Annotated in this window: 17 protein-coding genes; 15 read left to right on the forward strand and 2 right to left on the reverse strand. The window is 49.6% G+C overall.

All coding sequences use genetic code 11. From position 1 onward, the window contains the following. Nucleotides 1-189 precede the first annotated feature (189 nt). The 4 genes from C7U56_RS01145 to C7U56_RS01165 all read left to right on the forward strand — a co-directional run bounded on the left by C7U56_RS01145 (nucleotide 190) and on the right by C7U56_RS01165 (nucleotide 2864). Nucleotides 190-621: a sigma-70 family RNA polymerase sigma factor gene (locus C7U56_RS01145; protein WP_055201460.1), complete on the forward strand. Its 432-nt coding sequence runs from the start codon at nucleotides 190-192 to the stop codon at nucleotides 619-621. A gap of 6 nt (nucleotides 622-627) precedes the next feature. Continuing rightward, complete coding sequence (locus tag C7U56_RS01150) at nucleotides 628-870, forward strand: helix-turn-helix domain-containing protein (protein WP_004611627.1); 243 nt, start codon at nucleotides 628-630, stop codon at nucleotides 868-870. A gap of 433 nt (nucleotides 871-1303) precedes the next feature. Next, nucleotides 1304-1507, forward strand: coding sequence for an excisionase (locus C7U56_RS01160; protein WP_055201461.1), 204 nt, complete (start codon nucleotides 1304-1306; stop codon nucleotides 1505-1507). A gap of 79 nt (nucleotides 1508-1586) precedes the next feature. Continuing rightward, a complete protein-coding gene (locus C7U56_RS01165; RefSeq protein ID WP_106999819.1) occupies nucleotides 1587-2864 on the forward strand; it encodes a tyrosine-type recombinase/integrase in 1278 nt (425 codons plus the stop codon). A gap of 289 nt (nucleotides 2865-3153) precedes the next feature. Here C7U56_RS01165 and rpmB read toward each other — a convergent pair whose 3' ends face one another. After that, a complete protein-coding gene (rpmB, locus tag C7U56_RS01175) occupies nucleotides 3154-3339 on the reverse strand; it encodes a 50S ribosomal protein L28 (RefSeq protein WP_003504147.1) in 186 nt (61 codons plus the stop codon). A gap of 501 nt (nucleotides 3340-3840) precedes the next feature. Between rpmB and C7U56_RS01180 the strand changes: the two genes are divergently transcribed. The 3 genes from C7U56_RS01180 (at nucleotide 3841) to recG (ending at nucleotide 8243) form a co-directional block, all read left to right on the forward strand. Beyond that, on the forward strand, nucleotides 3841-4197 hold the full coding sequence (locus C7U56_RS01180) for an Asp23/Gls24 family envelope stress response protein (protein WP_106999821.1): 357 nt from the start codon (nucleotides 3841-3843) through the stop codon (nucleotides 4195-4197). Between the two features lie 15 nt (nucleotides 4198-4212). After that, nucleotides 4213-5907, forward strand: a complete 1695-nt coding sequence (locus C7U56_RS01185) for a DAK2 domain-containing protein (RefSeq protein WP_106999822.1) — start codon at nucleotides 4213-4215, stop codon at nucleotides 5905-5907. 278 nt (nucleotides 5908-6185) lie between these two features. After that, entirely contained in the window at nucleotides 6186-8243 is a 2058-nt protein-coding gene (gene recG, locus C7U56_RS01190) for an ATP-dependent DNA helicase RecG (RefSeq protein WP_106999823.1), read from the forward strand. 136 nt (nucleotides 8244-8379) lie between these two features. Here recG and C7U56_RS01195 read toward each other — a convergent pair whose 3' ends face one another. After that, entirely contained in the window at nucleotides 8380-9567 is a 1188-nt protein-coding gene (locus tag C7U56_RS01195; RefSeq protein ID WP_106999824.1) for a ribose-phosphate pyrophosphokinase, read from the reverse strand. Nucleotides 9568-9881: 314 nt separating this feature from the next. Here C7U56_RS01195 and C7U56_RS01200 point away from each other — a divergent pair, with 314 nt between their 5' ends. The 8 genes from C7U56_RS01200 (at nucleotide 9882) to C7U56_RS01235 (ending at nucleotide 19436) form a co-directional block, all read left to right on the forward strand. Then, complete coding sequence (locus C7U56_RS01200) at nucleotides 9882-11336, forward strand: DUF512 domain-containing protein (RefSeq protein ID WP_106999825.1); 1455 nt, start codon at nucleotides 9882-9884, stop codon at nucleotides 11334-11336. A 231-nt stretch (nucleotides 11337-11567) separates the two neighbouring features. After that, on the forward strand, nucleotides 11568-12899 hold the full coding sequence (gene der / locus C7U56_RS01205; protein ID WP_106999826.1) for a ribosome biogenesis GTPase Der: 1332 nt from the start codon (nucleotides 11568-11570) through the stop codon (nucleotides 12897-12899). Beyond that, complete coding sequence (gene plsY, locus C7U56_RS01210; protein ID WP_022359710.1) at nucleotides 12899-13531, forward strand: glycerol-3-phosphate 1-O-acyltransferase PlsY; 633 nt, start codon at nucleotides 12899-12901, stop codon at nucleotides 13529-13531. Before der ends, plsY begins: the two co-directional genes overlap by 1 nt. 267 nt (nucleotides 13532-13798) lie before the next feature. Then, nucleotides 13799-14809: an NAD(P)H-dependent glycerol-3-phosphate dehydrogenase gene (locus C7U56_RS01215; RefSeq protein ID WP_106999827.1), complete on the forward strand. Its 1011-nt coding sequence runs from the start codon at nucleotides 13799-13801 to the stop codon at nucleotides 14807-14809. Between the two features lie 322 nt (nucleotides 14810-15131). Continuing rightward, the gene (locus C7U56_RS01220; protein WP_106999828.1) at nucleotides 15132-16325 is read left to right on the forward strand and encodes an ABC transporter substrate-binding protein; all 1194 of its coding nucleotides are present in this window, start codon (nucleotides 15132-15134) and stop codon (nucleotides 16323-16325) included. 290 nt (nucleotides 16326-16615) lie between these two features. Continuing rightward, nucleotides 16616-17497: a branched-chain amino acid ABC transporter permease gene (locus tag C7U56_RS01225; RefSeq protein WP_022359707.1), complete on the forward strand. Its 882-nt coding sequence runs from the start codon at nucleotides 16616-16618 to the stop codon at nucleotides 17495-17497. A 112-nt stretch (nucleotides 17498-17609) separates the two neighbouring features. Then, nucleotides 17610-18674: a branched-chain amino acid ABC transporter permease gene (locus C7U56_RS01230; protein WP_106999829.1), complete on the forward strand. Its 1065-nt coding sequence runs from the start codon at nucleotides 17610-17612 to the stop codon at nucleotides 18672-18674. Between the two features lie 3 nt (nucleotides 18675-18677). After that, nucleotides 18678-19436, forward strand: coding sequence for an ABC transporter ATP-binding protein (locus C7U56_RS01235; RefSeq protein WP_022359705.1), 759 nt, complete (start codon nucleotides 18678-18680; stop codon nucleotides 19434-19436). Nucleotides 19437-19446 lie beyond the last annotated feature (10 nt).

The raw sequence follows: 19446 nt of genomic DNA on the forward strand, positions 1-19446 counted from the left end.
TTTCGCCCTGTGGGTCTTTGACCTGCCGGGCGAATTTTGTTGTTTCCTGCGGCCTGCTATCCGGCGCAAAAAGAAATTTCAAAAAAGTGAAAAAAGGAGGCGTTTAGCGGGCAGCCAGAGAGATTCCATTCGCTCTATTGGCGGAAAGGGAGAGAACCACCACATCCCCCATAGAAAGGGGGTGAGAAGATGGAAGCGATCCCCCGCAAATACGGTGAATGGAGCCAGTTTGACCGCTACTGCAAGCTGGTTCTGTACCATGAGGCGATAGATTATCTGCGGGAAATGAAGTGCCGCCGCGACCGTGAAGTGTCGCTGGACGCTGTTTCCCCGGCTGATTGGGACAAGCTCTCGACCGTAGATCGGTATTCCTGCGACAGCTTTACATTCAGTTCGCATGGCTATGACCTACATATCGACAACGAGCTTGTGGCCGAAGCGTTTGCCAGCCTGCCAAAAGACGAGCAGAGTATTTTGATTCTCCGCTTTGTTCTGGATTTGACTGACGAAGAAATCGGCCGCCTGATGGGAATGTCCCGCAGCGCAGTACAGCGCCACAGGACAAGCACCCTGAAAGACTTGCGTATAAAATTGATGGCGTTCATGCCGGAGGGAGGTTAAACGCGGATGAAGCAATCCAGTTACAAGGGCAAAAGCCCTCTGCCGGATTTTGTGATCGACGCGGCCTGCGCCGGTAACGCCGAAGCCGTGGAGCGTGTCTTGCAGCATTACGACGGCTATATCAATAAGCTGTGTACCCGGACGCTCTATGACGGCAGCGGCCAGCCTCATATCTGCATTGACGAGTATATGAAGCGCCGATTGCAAATCAAGCTGATCCATTCCATCGTTAGTCCCATTGGCGACTGACGGTTAAGGCCCCGGCCATAGACAGGCGGCTTTCCCTTTCCCCGCCTGCCTGTTTTCCCGGCGGCCCCTTTGCTCCTTGACAAATACGCCCGCAGGACAATGGCGGCGCGTCATAGGGCAGACGGATACATTCTGTCTGTGCCGAGCCGGGCGGCAGGTGCGCCAAGAGGCTTTCCCTCATTGGGGTAAGCGGAGCGATTTTACCGTGCCGTAAAGCAGGTGTGGCAGCCTGCGGGCGACGACGCGCAGATAGGACAATGATACTCCCTTGCCGTCGTAGTCCGAGCGTTTGAAGCGTCGCAGGCAACGAGCAGGGCCGCGTGAGAACCACGCGGGGGTGAGATTCCCGTGGAGCTGTGCCAGCAGCCGTCCGTTCTTTTCTGCCCACTTTCACAAAAACAACCTTTGTTTTGAAAAGAAAGGGGGCCTTGTTATGAGTAATAACGATGTGCCTATTTGGGAAAAATACACGCTTACCATTGAGGAAGCGTCCAAATATTTTCGGATTGGGGAAAACAAACTGCGTCGGCTTTCCGAGGAAAACCCCACCGCTGGCTGGGTGATCCTGAACGGCAACCGCATCCAGATCAAGCGGAAGCAGTTTGAAAAAATCATTGATTCCCTTGACACAATATAGTGAAAAAGGGCCTTGCGCGTGTTATAATAGGTTATAAGCGTGTCAAGGCTCTTTCCGTCATGGAAAGGAGCATGACGAAATGCCAAGAAAAGAACGAGATGAAAAAAGACGGGACAACAAAGGCCGCCTTTTGAAGTCTGGAGAGAGCCAGCGATCAGATGGAAGATACGCTTACAAATACATTAACACCTTTGGAGAACCCCAGTTTGTTTACTCATGGAAGTTAGTACCCACCGACAAAGTACCTGCCGGGAAACGGCCCTGTCTTTCCCTGCGCGAGAAAATCAAGCAGATACAGAAAGACCTTGACGACGGGATAGACACCATCGGCAAGAAAATGACCGTGTGCCAGCTTTATGAAAAGTACACCCGGCAGCGCGGGAATGTGCGGAAAGGAACCCAAAAGAGCCGCCAGCAGTTGATGAAACTTCTGTCCGAAGATAAGCTGGGCGCGGCCAGCATTGACAGCGTGAAGCTGTCTGACGCGAAAGAATGGGCCTTGCGTATGCAGGAAAAGGGCGTTGCCTACAACACCATCTGCAACAGCAAGCGTTCCTTAAAAGCCATCTTTTATATGGCCGTACAGGACGATTGCCTCCGCAAGAATCCCTTTGACTTCCAGATCAATGAGGTTATCAACGACGATACCGTACCAAAGGTGCCGCTTACCCCTACACAGGAAAACGAGCTTTTGGACTTCATGCAGAACGATCCCGTCTATGCCAAGTATTATGACGAGGTGGTGATCCTGCTGGAAACCGGGCTTCGTATTTCCGAACTCTGCGGCCTGACGCCAGCCGACCTGAATTTTGAGAAGCGCTTTGTGAATGTAGACCACCAGCTTTTGAGAAGCACCGAGGACGGTTACTATACCGAAGCGCCAAAAACAGAAAGCGGATTCCGTCAAGTGCCTATGAGCGCAGCCGCCTATGAAGCGTTTGAGCGCGTGTTGAAGAAGCGCAGGGACGGCAGGTGCATTGAGGTTGACGGTTATAAGGACTTCCTGTTCCTGAACCGGGACGGCCTGCCCAAAACCGCCGTCAACTATGACGCCATGTTCAAGTGCCTTGCCAAGAAGTACAACAAGTGCCACAAGGAGCCGCTGCCCGATGTGATGACGCCGCACACCATGCGGCATACATTCTGTACCAGAATGGCAAACGCGGGCATGAACCCCAAGGCATTGCAGTACATCATGGGACACGCCAACATTGTAATGACGCTGAACTATTACGCCCACGCTACTTTCCATTCCGCACAGGAGGAAATGGAACGGCTGCAAGCCAAGGCAAAAACCACCGCAGAGGCCAAGCCGGAGCCTGCGGCGGAAAGCGCCGAGGAAACCAAGGCGGCATAAGTAGTACGCAGAATTTACTACTGCTTTTACTACTTTTGAGAGCGAAAACATAAGGGGTAATAAAAAGATTTGTGAGGTTCTTCCGATATGAAAAGTGCCGGAAAAGCCCGGAATAACGGGCTATACCGGCATATAAGAACATCTAAAGAGATAATTAGAAATCTATTAAATGATTCCAAAAAATGTTGGAATGTGCTCAAAAAGCATATTTCCAACATTTTTTGTCGTTCATTATGCTAAGGACAAGAAAAAAGCCTCAGGCAGACACCTGAGGCCAGTTAAACTCGATTTAGGCTCTTTCAACTAAACCGGATCTTAAGCAAGAAGTACATACATACATCTTCTGAGCTCCGCCATTAGTTTTAACCTTAACAGACTTAACGTTAGCTTTCCACATTTTGTTAGATCTTCTATGTGAATGACTCACTGCATTACCAAAATGAGCAGCTTTCTCGCAGATTGCACACTTAGCCATCGTAGCACCTCCTTAACCGATCATTGGACTTCCTATTAAAATCCATAACAAAGGTATAATAGCAGAAAATAGGAAAATATGCAAGTGAAAAACCAAAAAAAATAAAAAAAGTTTTCGACAGATGTCTATTTTCTATTTCCTTTTTAACGTGGGTGGTGTATAATATACGCGTAAGCCATGAGTCATGCGGATAAAAAAGGCTGAAAAACGGTGTTGTGCTTGCACATAAGCCGTATTTCAGACATTTTTATCCATAGGGCGAAGCCCGTGAGCGAGATGGAGCGAAGCGGAATCGAGCTGCATGACGGGGTAGAGAGACGCATATATTTCATTCCACGCGCAGATACAGGAGCCGCTCCGGCTCCGCATATCCAGCCCGTGAAGTACTCATCCCACGCGCCGACACAGAAGCCGCCCCGGCTCCGCATGTCCAGCCCGTAAAAAATCATGGCATAAAATTCGAATCAAACAAAAACAAGTAAAGAAACGGAGGCTGTCAATATGAAAGGACGCATCGACAATAAAATGGGTTCGATCCAGATCGATCCGGAAGTAATTGCAATGTACGCCGGAACGACAGCAGTAGAATGCTTCGGTATCGTTGGCATGGCGGCTGTCAGTATGAAAGATGGTCTGGTAAGACTGCTTAAAAAAGAAAGCCTGACACACGGTATCAACGTAGCCATCAAGGACAATGCACTCAGCATCGATTTCCACGTAATCGTGGCATACGGAGTCAGCATCTCTACCGTTGCGGACAACCTGATCGAGAGTGTAAAATATAAAGTAGAAGAGTTTACTGGCATGAAGGTTGAGAAAATCAGCATTTATGTTGAAGGCGTAAGAGTGATAGATTAAGGAGGAACAAACCCTGTGGGCATGAATTATATAGATGCCGGGATGTTAAAGAATGCATTTCTGGCTGGAGCAAAGGGCCTGGAGGCCAACAAGGAATGGATCAATGAGCTGAACGTATTTCCTGTTCCAGATGGAGATACCGGTACGAACATGACGATGACGATTCTGTCAGCCGCCAGAGAAGTGGCAGCCGTTGAAAATCCGACGATGGAGGCGCTGGCGAGAGCGATTTCCTCCGGTTCCCTGCGTGGCGCACGAGGCAATTCCGGCGTTATCCTTTCACAGCTCTTCCGCGGATTTACGAAAGAGATTAAGACGGTAGATGTCATTACGACGAGTGTTCTCTCAGACGCATTTAACCGTGCGACGGAGACAGCTTATAAGGCAGTTATGAAGCCGAAGGAAGGTACGATTCTGACGGTTGCCAAGGGAATGGCGGATAAAGCGGCAGAACTGGCACCGCAGACCGAGGACGTACTTGAATTTTCAGAGAAAGTATTGGAGTACGGCGAATATGTTTTAAGCCAGACACCGGAGATGCTTCCGGTTCTGAAAGAGGCAGGTGTAGTGGATTCTGGCGGACAGGGTCTGATTCAGGTTATCAAGGGCTGTATTGAGGGCTTAAAAGGAAAAGTCGTGGATATCGACGCGGCAGTTACTCCGTCTGTATCGGGAAATGGAGCGGCAAAAACAGCAACAGGCGCCGGAAGCACGCAGGCAGCGGATATCCGTTTTGGTTATTGTACGGAATTTATTATCAATGCAGAAAAACCGGCGGATGAGACGACAGAGCAGGAACTGAAAGATTATCTGAGCACGATCGGCGACTCTCTGGTAGTTGTGGCAGATGATGATATTGTCAAGATTCACGTTCATACAAACGATCCAGGTCTGGCGATTCAGAAAGCACTGACCTACGGTTCCCTGTCCCGCATCAAGATTGACAATATGCGTGAGGAACATCAGGAGAAACTGATCAAAGATTCCGAACGTCTGGCGGCACAGCAGAAGGCAGAAGAGGAAGCCAAAGAGAAGAAGGAAGAACCACGCAAGAAATATGGATTTATCGCCGTATCGGTCGGAGAAGGTCTTTCTGAGATTTTCAAGGGTATCGGCGCTGACTATATCATCGAGGGCGGACAAACGATGAATCCGAGTACGGAGGATATGCTGGAAGCAATCGAAAAAGTCCATGCCGAGACAGTTTACATTCTGCCGAACAATAAAAATATTATTCTGGCGGCAGAGCAGGCAAAGAGCCTGTCAGAAGATACCAAGGTATATGTAGTTCCGTCCAAGACGGTTCCGCAGGGTATCACGGCGCTGATTAATTTTGCTCCGGATCTGACGGCGGAAGAAAATATGGAACAGATGTCCGAGGAGATGAGCCACGTTAAGACCGCTCAGATTACCTACGCAGTCCGCAATACATCGATCGATGGTATGGAGATCGCAGAGGGCGATATCATGGGGATCGGCGACAGCGGCATGCTGTCAGTTGGCAAGAATATCGAGGAGACCGCGATGGAGTCTCTTCGTAAGATGGTAGATGATGAGTCTGAGCTTGTGACGATCTATTATGGTGAGGATGTCACGGAAGAGGACGCAGAGGCATTCTGTGAGAAAGCCCGCAAAGAATTTATATCCTGCGAATTTGAATGCCAGAATGGCGGGCAGCCGATTTATTATTATATGATTTCGGTAGAGTAGATTTAGGTCGTTTAAAGTGATTGAAATGCGTTAAATGAATCTGCACTATTGGCTGAGAAAATGCAGATAACGAGAAAATGAATTTTCTATGTGATGGCGCAGATAAAACATTTGACGTATAAAACAAAATAATTCATAAGTATGAAATGAGGCAGGTCAGGGGAGAGATCCCTGCGTCCTGCCTCTCTTTCATTCCAATGTATTCCCGGATTTTTTGTCCGGTAACTGTCCGCGTGGCTGATTTTCCGGAGAATATTCTGAAAAGCAGGAGGAGATAAATGGAACAGCAGAATATAACCGCTGTCAAGGGCATCGGTGAAAAGACGGCAAAGCTATTTCAAAAAATAGGCGTGGAAACGGTGGAAGAACTGCTCCATTATTATCCGCGTGCTTATGATGAGTTTAAGGAACCGCAGCCGATCGCGGAACTGAAGGAAGATACGATCGCGGCAGTCGGCGGAATCCTGGCAAAAACGGCGGATGTGGTGCGGTATGGAGCGCGCCTGCAGGTTACGACGGCTGGATTGCGGGACAGCGGAGGCACACTGGCGCTGGCATGGTACAATATGCCCTATCTGCGCGGGACGCTCAAGGCGGGGGAACGCTTTATTTTCCGTGGCCGTGTGGTAAAAAAAAGGGGAAGACTTACGATGGAGCAGCCGGAGATCTACCGCCCGGAACAGTATGCGAAAGTCGTGTCGTCTATGCAGCCGGTTTACGGACAGACGAAGGGACTTGGCAATAAGACGATCGCAAAGGCAGTCACGGAAGCCCTCACGATGCACCAGATGGAACGGGAATATCTGTCGGCTGGTCTGCGGGAAAAGTACGGATTGGCGGAAATCAACTATGCGTTGGAGCACATCCATTTTCCGGCAAACCGGGAAGAACTGATGTTTTCCCGGAAACGTCTTGTGTTTGATGAATTTTTCATGTTCCTGATGTCAGTGCGCCTGCTCAAAGACAAAAAAGAAGATAAAAAGAGCGCATATCCATTTACGATTTCTGGGGAAATGGCGTCGGTGGAAGAGCGCCTCCCATATGCTCTGACCGGGGCACAGAAAAAGGTAATCCGGGAGGTGTACGCCGATTTGTCCGGCGGGCATATCATGACCCGATTGATTCAGGGCGACGTTGGTTCGGGTAAGACGATTGTGGCGATTCTGGCGTTGCTACAGGCGGCGGCAAATGGATATCAGGGGGCACTGATGGTGCCGACGGAGGTACTGGCGCGCCAGCATTACGAGTCGATGACCGAATTGTTTGCGTCACTGGGAATCACATATCGTCCGGTGCTTCTGACCGGTTCGATGACAGCGAAGGAAAAACGGCTTGCCAGAGAGTCGATTGAAAATCATGAGGCAGATATCGTGATTGGAACCCACGCGCTGATTCAGGAAAAAGTGGTGTACGACAATCTGGCATTGGTAATCACGGATGAACAGCACCGTTTTGGAGTGGCACAGCGGGAAATGCTGAGCAAAAAAGGCGGCGAGCCGCATGTGCTTGTCATGAGTGCGACGCCGATCCCGCGGACGCTGGCGATTATTTTATATGGGGATCTTGATATTTCCATCATCGATGAACTTCCGGCAAACCGGCAGCCGATCAAGAACTGTGTCGTGAACCGTGAATTTCGCCCGAATGCCTACCGTTTCATCGAAAATGAAGTCCGTGCCGGCCGTCAGGCATACGTCATCTGCCCGATGGTCGAGCCGAGCGAGATGCTGGAGGCAGAGAACGTCATCGATTATACCGAAGAGCTGCGCCGCGCCCTGTCCCCGTCGATCCGGGTGGAATATCTGCACGGAAAGATGAAGGGAAAAGAAAAAAATGCGATCATGGAAGCATTTGCGGCAAATGAGATTCATGTACTGGTATCCACCACGGTCATCGAGGTCGGAATCAATGTCCCGAATGCCACCGTTATGATGATCGAAAATGCCGAGCGTTTCGGTCTGGCGCAGCTTCATCAGCTCCGCGGGCGCGTCGGTCGAGGAAAAGACCAGTCCTACTGCATCATGGTCAACGCCTCCGGCGAGGAAGACGCCGGAAAGCGGCTGGATATTCTCAATAAGTCAAATGACGGCTTCTACATCGCCTCCGAAGACTTAAAACTGCGCGGTCCCGGAGACCTCTTCGGCGTCCGCCAGAGCGGCGATCTCGAATTCCATTTAGCGGATATATTTGCAGATGCAGATATATTGAAGGCAGTTTCGGATGAAGTGAAGAAATTAATGGATAAAGATCCGCTGTTGGAGGCGGAGGAGAATCAGGAACTGAAACGGAAGATGAATGGGTATTTGGAGAGAGGTTGGGAGAAGGTGAATTTGTGATGGGGATGGATTGAATTGCAAATCGCGGTTTGAGTAGATTAATTAGAAAAAGCTCCTGCATACACAGAATGAAGATTCATCTGTGTATGCAGGAGTTTTTTGAAATTTCCAGCCGTTTATCAGCCGTCAATTCTCATTACATTTTCCCTTCGTTATATCGCTTAATCAGCTTCTGGATCTTCGCAGTCGGAGTCAGTGCGTTCTCCAGAGATACGTTATGGTTCAGGGAGTTGATGATTGCAGCGATAAACTTGCTCATATCAGCTTCTACATACCAGTCACGCTGCAGAAGTTCCGGCGTGTGGTAGTTTAAGTTGGTGGTTACAACGCAGTCGAGGTAACCTTTTGCGAAAAATTCGTCGAATTTCTCAAGTCCGTTGGTGAACAGACCGAAGGTAGCGCATACAACGACGCGTTTTGCCTTGCGCTCTTTGAGGGCGCGGCAGGTGTCCAGCATGCTCTCGCCGGAGGAGATCATGTCATCGATGATGAGAACGGTCTTTCCTTCAACGGAAGAACCTAAGAACTCATGGGCAACGATCGGGTTACGTCCATTGACAACACGGGAGTAATCGCGGCGTTTGTAGAACATACCCATGTCAACACCCAGGTTGTTTGCCAGATATACGGCGCGGGACATAGCGCCCTCGTCCGGGCTGATAACCATCAGGTTGTCCTTGTCGATCTTTAAGGTTTTGTCATGGTTCAGTAATGCCTTGATAAACTGGTAGGTCGGCATGAAATTATCAAAACCGCTTAACGGAATGGAGTTCTGTACACGCGGGTCATGTGCATCGAAAGTAATGATGTTGCTTACGCCCATCTGAATCAGTTCTTCGAGCATCATCGCGCAGTCAAGGGATTCACGACCGCTGCGCTTGTGCTGGCGTCCTTCATATAAGAACGGCATGATAACATTGACACGATGTGCGGTAGCAATGGATGCGCCGATGATACGTTTTAAATCCTGGTAATGGTCGTCCGGGGACATATGATTGGTAAATCCGCTCATTTTGTAGGTCAGGCTGTAGTTGGTTACATCGACCATGGCGTAAATATCGGTACCACGGACAGACTCATTGACGATGCCTTTTGCTTCACCGCTTCCGAAACGCGGGCACGCGCAGTCAAGCATGTAGGAATCAGCATCATAGCCGCGGTACTGTAAATTTTCCTGACGCTTTTTCAGGACTTCAATATCGTTGCGGCGGAAATTGATAATGTGGGAGTTGACTTTCTCAGCCAGATCCCGGCAGCTCTCCAGTGCGGCAATTTTAAGCGGCGCAACCGGAAGCGTGTCATTAAACACGTAGTCATTCGACATGATTATACCTCCAAACAGTGTAGGTCCTTCGGTGCATGCGGGCAGAGCGTACAAGTTTGTCTGCCATTTGCAGGACATAATACAACTATTTTATACCATTTTACGATAAGAAACGTCAATAGCAAATGAGAAAATTACAAAAAAAATCAAATATTTGGCTTGCTTTCATTTTTTATTTCATAGGACGTATTTTCCTGTGAAACAAAAAATCCACATCTGCGAATCGGAAGCACAACTTTACAAAAAAGCTGATTACTGTTAATATAATACTGGATTCTTAGGGTTTAAAAATATTTGAAATGAGGATTTTATAAATGAAAAAAGGTCATCTGATAAAATCGGTCGATCCGGGCTCGATTGCGGAGGAAATGGAGCTGGAGCCGGGGGACGTCCTTTTGACGATCGATGGAGATGAGATAGAGGATATTTTTGATTATGAATATAAGATAAACAGCGAGGAGATCACGCTGCTGGTCCGCAAGAAAAACGGTGAGGAGTGGGAACTGGATATCGTAAATGAGTATCAGGATCTGGGGATTACCTTTGAAAATGGTCTGATGAGCGATTATCGTTCCTGCAGGAATAAGTGCATCTTCTGTTTCATCGACCAGATGCCGCCGGGCATGCGTGAGACACTGTATTTTAAGGACGATGATTCCAGACTTTCGTTCCTGCAGGGCAACTATATCACGCTGACGAATATGAAGGATAAGGATATTGAGCGGATTATCCGGTTTAAGCTGGCGCCGATCAATATTTCAGTGCAGACGACAAATCCGGAGCTGCGCTGCAAGATGCTTCATAACCGCTTTGCCGGTGAGGCGCTTCAGAAAATCGACCGCCTGTATGAGGCGGATATCCCGATGAACGGTCAGATCGTTTTATGCCGGGGCGTCAATGACGGGGCGGAGTTAGACCGTTCGATCCATGATCTGACGAAATACATTCCGGCGATGCAGAGTGTTTCGGTCGTGCCGGTCGGTCTCTCGAAGTACCGCGATGGTCTGTATCCGCTTGAGCCGTTTACACCGGAGCAGTTGGGCGATACCATTGATTTGATAGAGAAATGGCAGAAGAAGATCTATGCGGAACACGGTATTCACTTCATTCACGCCAGCGATGAGTTTTACATGGGCGCCGGGCGCCCGCTTCCGGAAGCGGATCGCTATGATGGCTATATCCAGCTGGAAAATGGGGTCGGCATGATTCGCCTGATGGAGGAGGAGATAGCCGAGGCGCTGGAGCAGCTGCATCCGGGAGAGGCTGGCGAGGTGTGCCCGGAGGAGATTTCGATTGCAACGGGACGGCTGGCTGCTCCGTATATTGAGCAGTATGTAGAGCGCGTGTGCCGCCAGTTCCCGGGGAAAAAGGTACATGTATATGCGATCCGCAATGACTTCTTTGGTGAGCGGATCACGGTGGCGGGGCTGATCACGGCAAAGGATCTGATTGCACAGTTAAAGGAACAGCCGCTTGGCAGCCGCCTGCTGCTTCCAAGCGCCATGTTCCGAAGCGGCGAGGAGACATTTCTGGATGATCTGACCCGCACGGATGTACAAAATGCTTTACAAGTTCCGGTGGATATTGTAAAATCAAGCGGACGTGATTTTGTGGAAGCAATTCTGGCTCCTGTGAAGGAGGAAAGCTCCAGGCATGGCGAGTATGAGCCGGATCCGGAGGAATTTGCCGCTCAGATGGATGATAACTGGCAGGAAGAAGATCTGGATGGCGTACAGGTGTACGCATATGAGCCGGAAGACCTGGATTAGGATGCCCCGGACGAAGTCGTTTGTTTTGAAGAGGAAGACTTAGATCTGGAGGATGAGAAAGAAACGTGATGGCTGGAAATACAGTGGAAAACGTGCTTTCGGACACACAGAAAGAAAGCGTCTGGATGTGAAATGCATCACAATGAATGAAACAAGTAACTGGACAATAAAAATAGCAGCTGTGGATTTACAAACCAGCTGCGGAGCATGAAAATAAATGGAGGCATAAATATGAAAAAGAAACCGGTGGTGGCGGTCGTTGGACGTCCAAACGTGGGAAAATCCACCCTTTTCAACGTCCTTGCGGGCGATATGATTTCGATTGTAAAAGATACTCCAGGTGTAACGCGTGACCGTATTTACGCGGACTGTACCTGGTTAGACCATTCTTTTACCCTGATCGATACTGGCGGTATCGAGCCGGATACGAAGGATATTATCCTGTCCCAGATGCGTGAGCAGGCGGAGATCGCGATCGCGACGGCGGATGTGATCCTGTTTATCGTAGATGTGCGTCAGGGCATGACCGATTCGGATTCCAAGGTGGCGGATATGCTGCGTAAATCGAGAAAACCGGTTGTTCTGGCGGTCAATAAAGTAGACAATCCGGCGAAATTTGGCAATGACGTCTATGAGTTCTACAACCTCGGTATCGGTGATCCGGTAGCGATCTCGGCAGCCTCTCGTCTGGGACTGGGCGATCTGCTGGATGCAGTCGTGGCACATTTCCCGGAGGGAAGCGGCGACGAGGAAGAGGATGACCGTCTGAGAGTGGCGATTGTCGGAAAACCAAACGTAGGTAAATCTTCTATTATAAATAAGCTTCTGGGCGAGAACCGCGTCATCGTATCGGATATCGCCGGTACGACCCGCGATGCAGTCGATACAGAGATTGTCCGCAACGGTACCGAGTATGTCTTTATCGATACGGCAGGTCTGCGCCGCAAGAGCAAGATCAAGGAGGAGCTGGAGCGCTACAGCATCATCCGTACCGTAACGGCGGTTGAGAGAGCTGATGTGGTTCTGATGGTCATCGACGCGAAAGAGGGAGTAACCGAGCAGGATGCAAAGATTGCCGGTATCGCACATGAGCGTGGAAAAGGTATTATCATCGTGGTAAATAAATGGGATGCGATCGATAAGACCGATAAGACTATTTATGAGTACACCAATAAGATTAAGACCGTTCTGTCCTTTATTCCGTATGCGGAGTTCGTGTTCGTATCCGCACTGACCGGACAGCGTATGAATAAGCTGTTTGAGATGATCGACATGGTGCGCGAAAATCAGACACTGCGTATTGCAACCGGCGTTCTCAATGAGATCCTGGCAGAGGCAGTGGCACTGCAGCAGCCGCCGTCTGACAAGGGCAAGCGTTTAAAGCTCTACTATATGACACAGGTAGCGGTCAAACCGCCGACATTCGTTGTGTTTGTCAATGATAAGGAACTGATGCATTTCTCATATACACGGTATCTCGAGAACAAGATCCGTGACGCATTCGGATTCAAGGGAACTTCCTTAAAATTCCTGATCCGCGAGAGAAAGGGGAAGGATCAATAATGGAACGTCTCATCTGTATTGTGATTGGCTATATCTTTGGTCTGATCCAGTCCGGCTATCTGTATGGAAAGGCGAATCATATGGATATCCGCCAGTACGGCAGCGGAAATGCCGGTTCTACGAACGTCCTGCGTGTGATGGGAAAGAAAGCGGGCGCGATCGTATTTTTAGGGGACTTTTTCAAGGCGGTGTTTGCAATGGCAGTCTGCCGTCTGCTGTTTAAGGGAAATGCGGACGTGGATCTTCTTGCGTTGTATGCGGGTCTGGGAGTCACACTCGGTCACAATTTCCCGTTTTACCTGAAATTCAAGGGCGGCAAGGGAATTGCCTGCATGGCGGGCATCATGACAGCGATGGATCTGCGGATTACGCTGACCTGTTTCGTGATTTTCTCCGTGACGGTGTTCCTGACCCGCTATGTATCGCTTGGTTCGATTCTTGTGTCGATCACCTTTTTTGCAGAGCTTGTGATCTTTGAGAGCATGGGTTCCTACCGGGTAAGCACGCCGAACCGCATCCAGTTCTATGCACTGGGCGCGATCCTGATGTGCATGGCGATCTGGCGCCATCGGAGCAATATTGGGCGTCTGTTGTCCGGCACAGAAAACAAACTGGGCGCGAAGAAATCATGAGAGAAGTTTAACAACACTTTACATAGTTGCCATAAGGTAATTGTTCACAGGTAGGCACTTTTGGAACCGAAAGTGCCGTAAGAAAACGTGGTGGCAGCAGGAATTTGCCGTATTGAAATGCGAGCCACGGCAAATCCCGTTACTGGGCACGTATGCGTGAACAGTAACGTCATAAGTAATGGGAATTAATGGGAATGTATAAAAATTTCCAAATAACATTGACCTGTAGAGAGAAGAAGAGAGAAAAGCAGGTCGGGAGGTATCAGGATGGCAGCAGTAGGAATTATCGGAGCCGGAACCTGGGGCACAGCCCTGGCGGTGCTTCTGAACAATAATGGGCAGGATGTGACAATCTGGTCCGCATTTGATACAGAGATCCAGGAAATGAGCCGCACCAGACGGCACAAAAATCTGCCGGAGGTTGTACTTCCGGATCCGATCCAGATGACAGCGGATCTGCGCACTGCGATGGCGGAGAAGGATATGCTGATTATGGCGGTTCCGTCCGTCTATGTCCGCAGTACGGCGGCGAAGATGAAGGAATATCTGCGTTACGGTCAGATTGTCGTGGATGTGGCGAAGGGAATCGAGGAGCAGAGTCTTATGACGATGTCACAGGTCATCGAGGAGGAACTTCCGCTGGCGGAGGTAGCCGTCCTTTCCGGACCGAGCCATGCCGAGGAGGTGAGCCGGGGACTTCCGACTACCTGTGTGGCAGCGGCGCACCGCAAAAAGACTGCCGAGTTCATGCAGAGTGTGTTCATGAGTCCGGTGTTCCGCATTTACACCAGCCCGGACATGCTGGGCGTCGAGATTGGTGCGGCTCTTAAAAATGTCATTGCGCTGGCAGCCGGTACAGCGGATGGGCTGGGATGCGGCGATAACACGAAGGCGGCGCTGATCACCCGCGGAATTGCGGAGATTGCCCGTCTGGGTATTGCAATGGGCGGAAAACAGCAGACCTTCTACGGATTATCCGGCATCGGTGATTTGATCGTAACCTGTGCGAGCATGCACAGCCGCAACCGCCGGGCGGGTATCCTGATTGGAAAGGGATACACGATGGATGAGGCGATGAAGGAAGTGCAGATGGTTGTCGAGGGCGTTTATTCTGCGAAAGCCGGCCTTCTGCTGGCACAGAAATACGGCTGCGATATGCCGATTGTTTCCCAGGTCAACCAGGTGTTGTTTGACGGGAAATCTCCGAAAGAGGCGCTGGCGGATCTGATGATGCGTGATCCGCGGATTGAATCGAGCGATCTTCCATGGAAGGGATAATTCAGACGGCAGTCATTATTCTGAATTTGAGTGATATAATTCAGAATAATAGCAATGAGATCTACTATGTTTTTCTGGAAAATGCAGGTGTCCACGTCAGGTGGACAAAAGCTTATAAAAGTGTTTGCTATAACCTGTAAGAATACTTAATATAACTACGAGATCTGGAAAAGAGAGAATTTAGCGAAAAAAAACGAAAATCCGCTAAATTCCCTCTTTTTTAAGTGGTTTTTGTATTGACAATTAGAGGGGTAAAATTTATAATTGCCTCATTCAAATAGTTGTTGTATTCCATTGCAGCATAGAATTGGAGGAGAATATTATGAAAAAAAGAGTAGTTAGTCTTGGGCTTGCAGCTATGATGGCGATGTCTATGACCGCTTGCGGCGGTTCTGGAAATGCGGGCACTTCTGAATCAGCAGCAGAAGATGCACAGGGCGCAGAGGGAGCTGACGGCGAAGTATTTAAAATCGGCGGCATCGGACCGATCACCGGCGCGGCTGGCGCTTACGGCGAGGCTGTAAAGAATGGTACTGAGCTGGCAATCAATGAGATCAACGAGGCTGGCGGTATCAATGGTTACCAGGTAGCGTTCAACTTCCAGGATGATGAGAATGATCCGGAGAAGGCGATCAACGCATACAATACCTTAAAAGACTGGAACATGCAGATGCTTCTTGGCACCGTTACTTCCAAGCCGTGTATCGCAGTTGTAGCAGAGACAACAGCAGATAACCTGTTCCAGCTGACTCCGTCCGGATCTGCTGTTGAGAGTATTTCCGGCGACAACGCATTCCGCGTATGCTATTCTGACCCGGATCAGGGACGTGCATCCGCTCAGTACATCGGCGAGCACAAACTGGCAACCAAGATCGCTATCATCTACGACAGCTCCAGCGAATACTCCGATGGTATCCGCGAGTCCTTCGTAGCAGAGGCTCCGAATCAGGGTCTGGAGGTAGTAGCCAGCGAGGCATTTACATCTGATAACAATACCGATTTCTCCGTACAGCTTGACAAAGCAAAAGAGTCTGGCGCTGATCTGGTATTCCTGCCGATCTACTATCAGGAGGCATCTGTTATCCTGAAACAGGCAAACGATAAAGATTTCCACCCGCAGTTCTTCGGCTGTGATGGTATGGACGGTATCCTGAGCGTTGATGGCTTTGATGAGTCCTTAGCAGAAGGTCTGATGCTTCTGACTCCGTTCTCCGTAGACGAGGAGTCCAGCCAAGACTTCGTAACTGCTTACCGTGATGCATACGGCATCGACCCGCTTCAGTTCGCAGCAGACGCTTACGACGGCGTATATGCAATTAAGGCGGCTGCTGAGAAGGCAGAGATCACACCGGATATGAGCACTTCCGATATCTGCGATGCACTGAAAACAGCTATGACTGAGATCCAGATAGATGGTCTGACCGGTACAGAGATGCACTGGACTGCAGAAGGCGAACCGCAGAAAGCTCCGAAAGCTGTAGAGATCAAAGATGGCAAATACGAGATGATGCAGTAATTAAAAATTTAAAAACTGCAGAACCGTTGCGGCTATATTTATGTAGCTCTGATGGGACTGCTACTGGATGTCCGGCGGCACAGATGGCTGCCGGGCATTTAGTAACAGCTTTCTTTTTAAAACGGTTCACTGCACATGCTTGCCTGCGACGGCGACTGGGTGTTTGCTTTCTGCGGACTGCGAGACGGTCATGTTTGTTCTGCTAAATTCGGTCACAGGTAAACATGTGCAGCGAAATGCGTGTACAGGGAAATGCGAAAACGTAGAAACAAAGAGGTAGGTGTATACATATGAGTTTTCTTTCTTATTTAATCAATGGCATCAGTCTGGGAAGTGTCTATGCGATCATTGCACTGGGCTACACCATGGTTTATGGCATCGCGCGTATGCTGAACTTCGCACACGGCGATATCATCATGGTAGGCGGTTTCACAGTGTTTACGATTGTCACAACGATGGGCGGTTCTCCGGTTGTGGGTATTCTGGCTTCGGTGGTTGTGTGTACAGTGCTGGGCGTTACCATCGAGCGGGTTGCATACAGACCGTTGCGTGACGCGTCCCCGCTGGCAGTTCTGATCACCGCGATCGGTGTCAGTTATCTGCTCCAGAACGTGGCGCTTCTGATTTTTGGTTCCAATGCGAGACAGTTTACATCAGTTATTACTGTACCGGCATTAAAGCTGGCTGGCGGCAAGCTTTCGATCTCCAGTGTCACGATCGTGACGATTTTAAGCTGTATCGTGATTATGGCTGCCCTGATGACATTTATCAACAAGACGAAAATGGGGCAGGCGATGCTGGCGGTTTCTGAGGATCGCGGTGCGGCAACCTTGATGGGTATCAATGTAAACCGCACGATCTCCGTAACCTTTGCGATTGGTTCCGCCCTGGCGGCAGTAGCAGGCGTGCTGCTCTGCTCGGCGTACCCGTCCCTGTCTCCGTACACCGGTTCCATGCCGGGCATCAAGGCATTCGTGGCAGCGGTATTTGGCGGTATCGGTTCGATCCCAGGCGCATTTATCGGCGGTATCCTGCTTGGTATCATTGAAAACCTTGCCAAGGCGTATATTTCCTCCCAGCTTTCTGACGCGATCGTATTCTCTGTCCTGATTATCGTGCTTCTGGTCCGCCCGACCGGTATTCTCGGCAAGAAGATGACGGAGAAAGTATAATAGAGAAAATTATACGATGGTTCATGCCGGGGACTTTTGAAACGGAAAGTGCCGTGTGAAAACAAGATGGTGCATGAACTGCAATAAGCAAGAGAAAGTGCAGGTGTTTAAAATGAACGCATATAAAAATAAAATTCGGATTCAGAATGCGATCACATATGCGATTGTAATCGGCTGTTACATTCTGATTCAGATTATGATGGCAGGCGGCCATGTAAACAGTCTTTTAAAGGGTATTCTGGTTCCGCTTTGTACCTATACGATTTTGGCGGTTTCCTTAAACCTCACGGTTGGTATCCTCGGCGAGCTGAGTCTGGGTCATGCCGGATTCATGTGTGCGGGTGCGTTTTCAGGTGCATTTTTTAATCATGCCATGAAAAATCTGATCGCAAGCAACCAGGTACGCTTCATTCTGGCGCTCTTTGTCGGTGCGGCGGTAGCGGCGGTATTTGGTATCCTCATCGGTATTCCGGTTCTGCGTCTGAAAGGAGACTATCTGGCGATTGTAACGCTGGCATTCGGTGAGATCGTTAAAAATATTATCAATGTTCTGTACGTCGGCATCGACGGAAACGGAATCCACGTTTCCATGAAAGATGTAGCTTCCTTAAAGCTGGCAGCGGACGGTCAGGTGATCATCAAGGGTGCACAGGGTATCACAGGTACACCGAAGACGGCGACCTTTACGATCGGCATTATCCTGGTACTCCTGACCCTGTTTATTGTATTGAATATCATCAATTCCCGGACAGGCCGTGCGATCATGGCGATCCGCGACAACCGTATTGCGGCAGAGTCTGTGGGTATCAATATCACGAAATACAAACTGATGGCATTTACCATCTCTGCTTCCTTAGCCGGTGTGGCAGGCGTTCTGTACGCACACAACCTGGCGACGCTGGCAGCGACCCCGAAAAGCTTCGGTTATAATATGTCCATTATGATCCTTGTATTTGTGGTTCTGGGCGGCATCGGAAATATCCGTGGTTCCATGATCGCGGCGGTTATCTTAACCCTGCTTCCGGAGATGCTTCGAAGCCTCAATAATTACCGTATGCTGATTTACGCGGTCGTCCTGATTGTAATGATGCTTTTGACCTCCAGTCCGAAGGCGATCGAGGTCCGCGGGCGCATCTTTTCATCATTCCGGAAAAAGAAGACAGAAGGGGAGGCGTAAATCATGGCAATGCTGGATGTAAAAAATTTAAGTATTTCTTTTGGCGGTCTGAAAGCGGTCGATGATTTCAGCATCACGATAGAAAAAGGACAGCTCTACGGCCTGATTGGACCGAACGGCGCTGGTAAAACGACTATTTTCAACCTTTTGACGGGCGTGTACAAGCCGGATGGCGGACGGATTCTGCTGGATGGAAAGGACATTACCGGTCACAAGGCAATCCAGATCAATCAGGCAGGCATCGCGAGAACCTTCCAGAATATCCGTCTGTTCAAGGAGCTGAGCGTGCTTGACAATGTAAAGGTTGGTCTTCACAACCATCATAAATATTCTACGCTGAGCGGCATTCTGCGTCTTCCGTCCTATTACAAGGTTGAGAAAGAGATGGATGAGCGCGCGATGGAGCTTTTGAAGGTGTTTGACCTCGACAAAGAGTTTGATTATAAGGCATCGAACCTCCCATACGGCAAGCAGAGAAAGCTGGAGATCGCCAGAGCGCTGGCGACCGAGCCGAAGCTTCTGCTTCTTGACGAGCCGGCAGCCGGCATGAACCCGAATGAGACGGCAGAGCTGATGAAGACGATCCGTTTCGTGCGCGATCATTTTGATATGACCGTACTTCTCATTGAGCATGATATGAAGCTGGTCTCCGGTATCTGCGAGCGCCTGACGGTCTTAAACTTCGGTCATATGCTGGCAGAGGGACCGACCAGCGAGGTGCTCAGCAATCCAGAAGTTATCAAAGCATATCTGGGAGAATAGGGGGAAGTTT

It is taken from the genome of Clostridium fessum (assembly GCF_003024715.1).
In the GTDB taxonomy this organism is placed as follows: Bacteria; Bacillota; Clostridia; order Lachnospirales; family Lachnospiraceae; genus Otoolea; species Otoolea fessa.

Coding starts and splice junctions, on each gene's coding strand:
- C7U56_RS01235 (WP_022359705.1), top strand. CDS start 18,678: ATGGCAATGCTGGATGTAAAAAATTTAAGTATTTCTTTTGGCGGTCTG.
- C7U56_RS01200 (WP_106999825.1), top strand. CDS start 9,882: ATGAAAAAAGGTCATCTGATAAAATCGGTCGATCCGGGCTCGATTGCG.
- C7U56_RS01160 (WP_055201461.1), top strand. CDS start 1,304: ATGAGTAATAACGATGTGCCTATTTGGGAAAAATACACGCTTACCATT.
- C7U56_RS01225 (WP_022359707.1), top strand. CDS start 16,616: ATGAGTTTTCTTTCTTATTTAATCAATGGCATCAGTCTGGGAAGTGTC.
- rpmB (WP_003504147.1), bottom strand. CDS start 3,339: ATGGCTAAGTGTGCAATCTGCGAGAAAGCTGCTCATTTTGGTAATGCA.
- C7U56_RS01220 (WP_106999828.1), top strand. CDS start 15,132: ATGAAAAAAAGAGTAGTTAGTCTTGGGCTTGCAGCTATGATGGCGATG.
- C7U56_RS01230 (WP_106999829.1), top strand. CDS start 17,610: ATGAACGCATATAAAAATAAAATTCGGATTCAGAATGCGATCACATAT.
- C7U56_RS01180 (WP_106999821.1), top strand. CDS start 3,841: ATGAAAGGACGCATCGACAATAAAATGGGTTCGATCCAGATCGATCCG.
- C7U56_RS01195 (WP_106999824.1), bottom strand. CDS start 9,567: ATGTCGAATGACTACGTGTTTAATGACACGCTTCCGGTTGCGCCGCTT.
- plsY (WP_022359710.1), top strand. CDS start 12,899: ATGGAACGTCTCATCTGTATTGTGATTGGCTATATCTTTGGTCTGATC.
- C7U56_RS01145 (WP_055201460.1), top strand. CDS start 190: ATGGAAGCGATCCCCCGCAAATACGGTGAATGGAGCCAGTTTGACCGC.
- der (WP_106999826.1), top strand. CDS start 11,568: ATGAAAAAGAAACCGGTGGTGGCGGTCGTTGGACGTCCAAACGTGGGA.
- C7U56_RS01150 (WP_004611627.1), top strand. CDS start 628: ATGAAGCAATCCAGTTACAAGGGCAAAAGCCCTCTGCCGGATTTTGTG.
- recG (WP_106999823.1), top strand. CDS start 6,186: ATGGAACAGCAGAATATAACCGCTGTCAAGGGCATCGGTGAAAAGACG.
- C7U56_RS01215 (WP_106999827.1), top strand. CDS start 13,799: ATGGCAGCAGTAGGAATTATCGGAGCCGGAACCTGGGGCACAGCCCTG.
- C7U56_RS01165 (WP_106999819.1), top strand. CDS start 1,587: ATGCCAAGAAAAGAACGAGATGAAAAAAGACGGGACAACAAAGGCCGC.